General features: G+C 45.0%; 7 protein-coding genes. 6 read left to right on the forward strand and 1 reads right to left on the reverse strand.

Features of this window, described 5'->3' with window-relative positions:
- Nucleotides 1-283: 283 nt before the first annotated feature.
- Genes tsaE through tsaD form a run of 4 tightly spaced genes read left to right on the forward strand, consistent with a single transcriptional unit; the run spans nucleotide 284 to nucleotide 2,920 of the window.
- Nucleotides 284-736: a tRNA (adenosine(37)-N6)-threonylcarbamoyltransferase complex ATPase subunit type 1 TsaE gene (tsaE, locus tag FS736_RS23295; protein ID WP_144481503.1), complete on the forward strand. Its 453-nt coding sequence runs from the start codon at nucleotides 284-286 to the stop codon at nucleotides 734-736.
- Nucleotides 737-1,438, forward strand: a complete 702-nt coding sequence (gene tsaB, locus FS736_RS23300; protein WP_144481504.1) for a tRNA (adenosine(37)-N6)-threonylcarbamoyltransferase complex dimerization subunit type 1 TsaB — start codon at nucleotides 737-739, stop codon at nucleotides 1,436-1,438. It abuts the gene before it with no gap.
- 13 nt (nucleotides 1,439-1,451) lie between these two features.
- Complete coding sequence (rimI, locus tag FS736_RS23305; RefSeq protein WP_144481505.1) at nucleotides 1,452-1,901, forward strand: ribosomal protein S18-alanine N-acetyltransferase; 450 nt, start codon at nucleotides 1,452-1,454, stop codon at nucleotides 1,899-1,901.
- Entirely contained in the window at nucleotides 1,901-2,920 is a 1,020-nt protein-coding gene (gene tsaD / locus FS736_RS23310) for a tRNA (adenosine(37)-N6)-threonylcarbamoyltransferase complex transferase subunit TsaD (RefSeq protein WP_144481506.1), read from the forward strand. The genes rimI and tsaD overlap by 1 nt, the downstream gene beginning before the upstream one ends.
- Before the next feature lie 437 nt (nucleotides 2,921-3,357).
- Here tsaD and FS736_RS23315 read toward each other — a convergent pair whose 3' ends face one another.
- Nucleotides 3,358-5,286 carry an ABC-F family ATP-binding cassette domain-containing protein gene (locus FS736_RS23315; RefSeq protein ID WP_144481507.1) on the reverse strand — a complete coding sequence of 643 codons (1,929 nt, stop codon included), beginning with the start codon at nucleotides 5,284-5,286 and terminating at the stop codon, nucleotides 3,358-3,360.
- A gap of 180 nt (nucleotides 5,287-5,466) precedes the next feature.
- On the opposite strand from FS736_RS23315, the gene moaC reads away from it, so the two are divergent.
- Together moaC and FS736_RS23325 are read left to right on the forward strand one after the other, a co-directional pair.
- The gene (gene moaC / locus FS736_RS23320; protein WP_144481508.1) at nucleotides 5,467-5,961 is read left to right on the forward strand and encodes a cyclic pyranopterin monophosphate synthase MoaC; all 495 of its coding nucleotides are present in this window, start codon (nucleotides 5,467-5,469) and stop codon (nucleotides 5,959-5,961) included.
- Nucleotides 5,962-5,986: 25 nt separating this feature from the next.
- A complete protein-coding gene (locus tag FS736_RS23325) occupies nucleotides 5,987-6,643 on the forward strand; it encodes a redox-sensing transcriptional repressor Rex (protein ID WP_144481509.1) in 657 nt (218 codons plus the stop codon).
- Nucleotides 6,644-6,745 lie beyond the last annotated feature (102 nt).

A 6,745-nucleotide genomic window follows, 5' to 3' on the forward strand; every position in this document is an offset into this window, starting at 1 on the left:
CCGTGGTGTAGCGGTTAACATGCCTGCCTGTCACGCAGGAGATCGCCGGTTCGATCCCGGTCGGGACCGCCATTTTTCTAGATTACTAGAATCGCACAGCGAAACAGGGTTTCGTTTTTTTTGGGCTTTTTATTACCGGTCTGCCTTATTCAAAAGGGGAAATGGCCGGTTTTTTTGCCCGGACTGGATAAATCGTGTAAACTACATATAGAATCGTCATCCTTAGGAGGCATCCTAAGGTTTTTTTGTATTATAAAATTGATTGTTAGTTGGTGATAGATATATGGCGACTTATCAATTCATTTCCACGCAGCCCGAAGAGACAAAGGATTTTGCGAAGAGGCTGGCTGCTCTTTTGAAAGAGGGTGACGTGATTGCCCTTGAAGGTGATTTAGGTGCGGGAAAGACGACTTTTACCAAAGGGCTTGCTGAAGGGCTTGGTATTACCAGGAATGTGAATAGCCCTACTTTTACGATCATTAAGGAATATCAGGGACGGCTTCCTTTATATCATATGGATGTGTATCGCGTGGAAGATGCGTTTGAAGATCTTGGTTTTGAAGAATACTTTGAAGGTAATGGTGTAACAGTTGTGGAATGGGCACATTTAATTGAAGCACAGCTGCCGCAGGAACTATTGCTGCTTCAGTTGTACCTTGATGATAATGGTGCAAGAAGAATTGTCGCCGAGCCAAAGGGCGAGCGGTATCAAGAATTGTGTAAGGAGATTTTTTAAATGAAGGTATTATCGATAGATACGTCCAATTATGTTTTGGGTATTGGTCTGCTGGATGGCGAAACGGTTTTGGGCGAGTATATCTCCAACATTAAAAAAAATCACTCCGTTCGGGTGATGCCGGCGATCCAGACACTGATGGAGGAGTGCAATGTCAAACCGGGTGATTTATCGAAGATTGTTGTGGCTGAAGGACCTGGATCGTACACGGGTGTCCGAATCGGTGTGACGATTGCCAAGACGATGGCCTGGACACTGAAGACTCCATTATCAGGTGTCTCAAGCCTTCAGGTGGCTGCAGCATCAGCAGGACGTTATTTTGACGGCTATGTGTCTCCTTTTTTTGATGCGAGGAGAGGCCAGATTTATACCGGTTTATATAAATTCGAAAATCAAAGGTTGGAAATTGTGAAAGAAGACCAGCTTGTGATGTCAGCTGAATGGGTAAAGGCTTTGAATGATATGGATAGCAGGGTTTTGTTTACGAGCAATGATTTTGGTCTGCATGAGGAGCTCATTAAGCAGGAGCTTGGGGATAAGGCTGTTTTTGCAGAGATCACCGAGTTGAACCCAAGGCCTGCAGAACTTGCTTTGTTAGGAAGGGATAAAGAGGCTGTTGACCTTCATACCTTCGTCCCTAACTATATCCGCCTGGCTGAAGCAGAGGCAAATTGGCTGAAAGCGCAAGAGACTAAAAAATAAGTGGGAAGCGAATATGAATAAAACGATAACGTTCCGGAATATGACGGTTGATGATCTAGATGATGTGATGGAGGTTGAGGTCAATTCGTTTACTGTTCCATGGAGCAGGGAAGCTTTTTTCAATGAGTTGACGAAGAATCAGTTTGCTCAGTATCTAGTGGTGGAAGTGGATCAGAAGGTTGTGGGGTACTGTGGTGTGTGGATCATTGTGGATGAGGCACATATCACGAACATCGCTTTGCTGCCGGAATACAGGGGAATGAAGCTGGGCGAGGCACTGATGGCAAAGGTAATGGAGCTTGCACGCGAAATGGGAGCATTGAGGATGACGCTCGAAGTGAGGGTAAGCAATAATAGGGCCCAAAATCTCTATCGAAAGTTTGGATTCGAAGAAGGAGCCATCAGGAAGCAATATTATACAGACAATATGGAAGATGCTTTAGTAATGTGGGTGAATTTATAATGAAAAAAGACCAATTAATCATGGGAATAGAGACGAGCTGTGATGAGACTGCAGTCGCAATCGTTAAAAATGGACAGGAAATCCTCGCGAATGTCGTGGCCTCTCAGATCGAGAGCCATAAGCGGTTCGGCGGAGTGGTACCTGAGATCGCATCTAGGCACCATGTGGAACAGATTACGCTTGTGTTGGAGGAAGCGCTAGCTCAGGCTAATGTGGATGTTAAGGATTTGGATGCGATAGCCGTGACTGAAGGTCCTGGCCTCGTTGGTGCTTTATTGATTGGTGTCAACGCTGCGAAAGCCTTAGCGTTTGCAAATGGAATCCCTCTTGTTGGAGTCCATCATATCGCAGGTCATATATATGCTAACAGACTTGTTGCCGAGATGAAGTTTCCGCTGCTTTCGCTCGTTGTGTCTGGAGGACATACGGAACTTATTTATATGAAGGAGCATGGCCATTTCGAAGTGATTGGCGAGACAAGGGATGACGCCGCAGGCGAGGCTTATGATAAGGTAGCGCGTACTCTCAATCTTCCGTATCCTGGTGGTCCGCATATCGACAGGCTGGCTCATGAAGGACAAGCAACCATTGACCTGCCGAGGGCATGGCTGGAGGAAGGGTCTTATGATTTTAGCTTTAGCGGGCTGAAGTCGGCTGTGATCAATGTTGTGCATAACGCACAGCAGCGGGGAGAAGAAATTGCTCCTGAAGAGCTTGCGGCAAGCTTCCAGGAGAGTGTCATTGATGTACTCGTCACGAAGACCCAAAAGGCTGTAAAGGAATATGGTGTGAAACAAGTTTTGCTTGCCGGAGGAGTTGCAGCCAATAAAGGCCTGAGAGAAAAATTATCCACAGAATTTGCAGGTTCAGATGTGGAAATTGTCATTCCTCCGCTGTCTTTATGCACTGACAACGCAGCGATGATTGCCGCTGCAGGTAGTGTCATGTATGATAAAGGGCAAAGAGCAGCACTGACATTGAACGGAAACCCTGGTCTGGAGATAACTATCCACAACTAAAGTCGCAGTTAAAAAGTATTTTTGTCAGACTCTTCTGTGGATATGTAAACGAAAACAGTGTTAGATTGTGTATAATGTGGATAAGAAATGCTTGTTTTGTGGATAATGTGGAAAAGTCTCTGGATAACCTATAAATCAATCTTCATTATGTGAATAACTATGTGAACAAAAAGTCCCGGTTGCCAATCGGGACTTTTTTGTTGGATAAAAAGTAGAATTCTGGGTTTTTAAAATGGAAATAATATTTGTTTTTTTCCAGTTTGCGAATAAAAAGGCTGGTTTTGCGAATAAAAACAGCATTTTTGCGATTAAATACACCGTTTTTGCGCACAAACCAAATCATTAGTAAACAATCCACAACTTTCTGTGGATAACCATCATCAATAAGTTTTCACATACAAAAAAACCGGACACATTCATGCCCGGTTTTTCCAAACTTACGCCAATTCTGTCCACTCTTCCATCAGTTCGTCGAGTTTTTCCTTGGCGGTTTCAATTTTGGAATTGATTTCTCCTGCTTTTTCATGATCCTGGAATACTTCGGGGTCACAAAGCAATTCTTCATATTCTGCAACTTCTGTCTCGAGCTTATCGATCAACGCTTCGACCTCTTCCATACGCCGTTTGCGCTGGCGCTCGAGCTTCTTTGCCTCTTTATCCTGCTGATAGGAGGTCTTGTCCTGTTTGACTGATTCGGTGACTATGCCAGCTGCTATGGCCGCCTGTCTGGCCAGTTCCTCAAGTTCTTCCTGCTCTAACTTCTTCTCGACATAATAATCATAATCACCTAGATATTCTGTTGCCCCACTACGATCGAGCTCAAGGACCTTGGTAGCGATCCTGTTGATAAAGTAACGGTCGTGGGAGACGAACAGGATGGTGCCTGGATAATCGATCAAGGCGTTCTCAAGCACTTCCTTGCTGTCCAGGTCCAGATGGTTTGTCGGTTCATCCAAAATTAGGAAATTGGACTTTTGCAGCATCAGCTTGGCTAGTGCCAAGCGTGCTTTTTCACCGCCGCTCAGGGTGTAGACGATTTTTAACACATCATCGCCTGAAAAAAGGAAATTGCCCAATACGGTGCGGATTTCCTTTTCCGATTTCAGTGGATACTCGTCCCACAGTTCATTTAAAACTTTTTTATTCGAGCTCAGCTCTGCCTGTTCCTGATCGTAATAGCCGATTGAGACATTTGAGCCGTACTGAATATTGCCGGTAATCGAAGGCAGTTTTTCGACGATTGTTTTTAGTAAGGTCGATTTTCCGACGCCGTTTGGCCCAACAAGTGCAGTACTGTCGCCACGCGAAAGGTTAAAAGAGATATTTTCGGATACGGCTTCATTCTGATAGCCGACAGCAAGTGTATTTACCTTCAGGACGTCATTCCCGCTCTGGCGTTCGATCTGGAAGCTGAAGGAAGCTGACTTTTCATCTCCCATCGGCCTGTCCATCCGATCGATTTTCTCGAGTTGTTTCCGGCGGCTCTGGGCCCGTTTCGTTGTCGAGGCCCTGGCAAGATTCCTCTGGATAAAATCCTGGAGCTTGGAGATTTCATCCTGCTGCTTTTCATATAACTTCAGGTCGCGCTCGTAATTTGCTGCTTTTTGTTCTAAATATGAGCTGTAATTGCCCGGGAACTTCGTCAGCTGGTGACGGGAGATTTCGTATACCTGGTTCACAACCTTATCAAGGAAATAACGGTCGTGTGAAACAATCAGAATCGCACCGGCATAACCCTGTAGGTACTGTTCAAGCCAGGATAGCGTGTCGATGTCCAGATGGTTGGTCGGTTCGTCAAGAATCAAAATATCAGGACGTGTCAATAACAGCTTGGCGAGCGCAAGCCTTGTTTTCTGTCCTCCGCTTAAAGTGGAGATTTTTGTGGAATAATCAAAAGACTGGAAGTTCAGGCCGTGCAGGACCGAGCGGATGTCAGCTTCGTACTGATAGCCGCCTTTTTCCTTGAACTGGACCTGCAAAACGTCATAATCCTTCAATACTCTTTCATACTCGGACTCGTTCGACAGAATGTTAGGATCAGACATTTTTTCCTCAAGCCGGCGCAGGTCTTTTTCCATGCTGTGCAGATGATCAAAAACGGCCAGCATTTCATCCCAAATACTTTTCTCGGATTCCAGCCCGGTATTCTGGGCAAGATAGCCGATTGATGTTCCTTTCGGGCGGATGATCTCGCCGCCGTCATGGGATTCATAGCCGGCAATGATTTTCAGGAGGGTTGATTTCCCAGCCCCGTTCCGGCCGACAAGAGCAACACGATCATTGGTCTGTATTTCAAACTTGATATTCGATAAAATAAGATCAGCCGCAAAATATTTTGATAGCTGATTGACTTGTAATAGAATCATTATTTTTCACCTCTAATGCCTTAGGGATAGTGTAACCCAATCCTATTGGCTCGGCAATATGTGCGGCCTGCTACAGGCGGTAAGGCAGAAAAATTTCATCTTCTATATGTGAAGATAGAAACAAAGTTCACACACAAGTTTGTGAAAATAGTGTATTATTTGGTTGAAAGGAGCTTGAAGATGGCAGAATTTACGCATTTTAATGAAGAGGGAAGAGCGAAGATGGTCGATGTCAGTGAAAAACCTGAGACGGTCCGTACGGCAGTCGCCCATTCAAGCATTACCGTTAATGAAGATATATATGTAAGGATTACTGAAAATAAGATGAAAAAAGGCGATGTACTGGCAGTCGCACAGGTTGCTGGCATCATGGCAGCCAAGAAGACGTCCGAGATCATTCCTATGTGCCATCCGATTCCATTAACAGGAATTGACCTTTCGTTTGATTGGGAGCAAAATGGGAATGATTATATTTTAAATATCGCTGCAGCTGTTAAAACAAAAGGGAATACAGGGGTAGAAATGGAAGCGTTAACAGCAGCATCAGCATGCGCGCTGACTGTTTATGATATGTGCAAGGCCGTTGACAAAGGCATGGTGATCGGCAAAACCTATCTTGTGGAAAAAACTGGCGGGAAAAACGGCGATTTCAAGAGAGATGAGAAGTTAAAATAGAATACGAACAGGTGGAGGATGGAGAATGACGAATGATGCTATGAAGATTCCGCAGGCAACTGCAAAACGCTTGCCGCTGTATTACCGATTTTTATTGAACTTGCATTCTTCAGGCAAGCAGAGGGTATCGTCCGCGGAACTGAGTGAAGCGGTAAAAGTGGATTCGGCTACGATCAGAAGGGACTTTTCCTATTTCGGGGCTTTGGGTAAAAAGGGTTACGGCTACAATGTGAATTACCTGCTGACTTTTTTCCGAAAGACGCTCGACCAGGATGAACTCACGAAGGTTGCGCTGATCGGTGTCGGTAATTTAGGAACGGCGTTTTTGAATTATAATTTTTCCAAAAACAATAATACAAAAATTCAAATTGCCTTCGATGTCGACCTGGATAAGGTTGGGACGCAGATTGGCGATGTGCCTGTCTATCACATGGATGACCTCGATAAAGTTGTTGTCGAGGAAGGCATCCAGGTGGCGATCCTGACCGTGCCGTCAGCGGTAGCACAGCCGATCACGGACAGACTGGTACAGGCGAATGTGAAGGGGATCCTGAATTTTACGCCCGCGAGGCTGAATGTACCGTCTTCAATCAGGATCCATCATATTGATCTGGCAGTAGAATTGCAATCATTGATTTATTTCTTGAAGCATTATCCGACAGACAGTGATTCTGAAGAATAAAAAATGGCTCCTTCGATGAAGGAGCTCAGACTGTAGACAAACTCGATGGAAATCGAGCTTGCCTACAGTTTTTTTGGTTTGTGCTGGAATGGGGCTGTTGAT

This window comes from Cytobacillus oceanisediminis 2691 (genome assembly GCF_007678455.1).
Taxonomy (GTDB): domain Bacteria; phylum Bacillota; class Bacilli; order Bacillales; family Cytobacillaceae; genus Mesobacillus; species Mesobacillus oceanisediminis_A.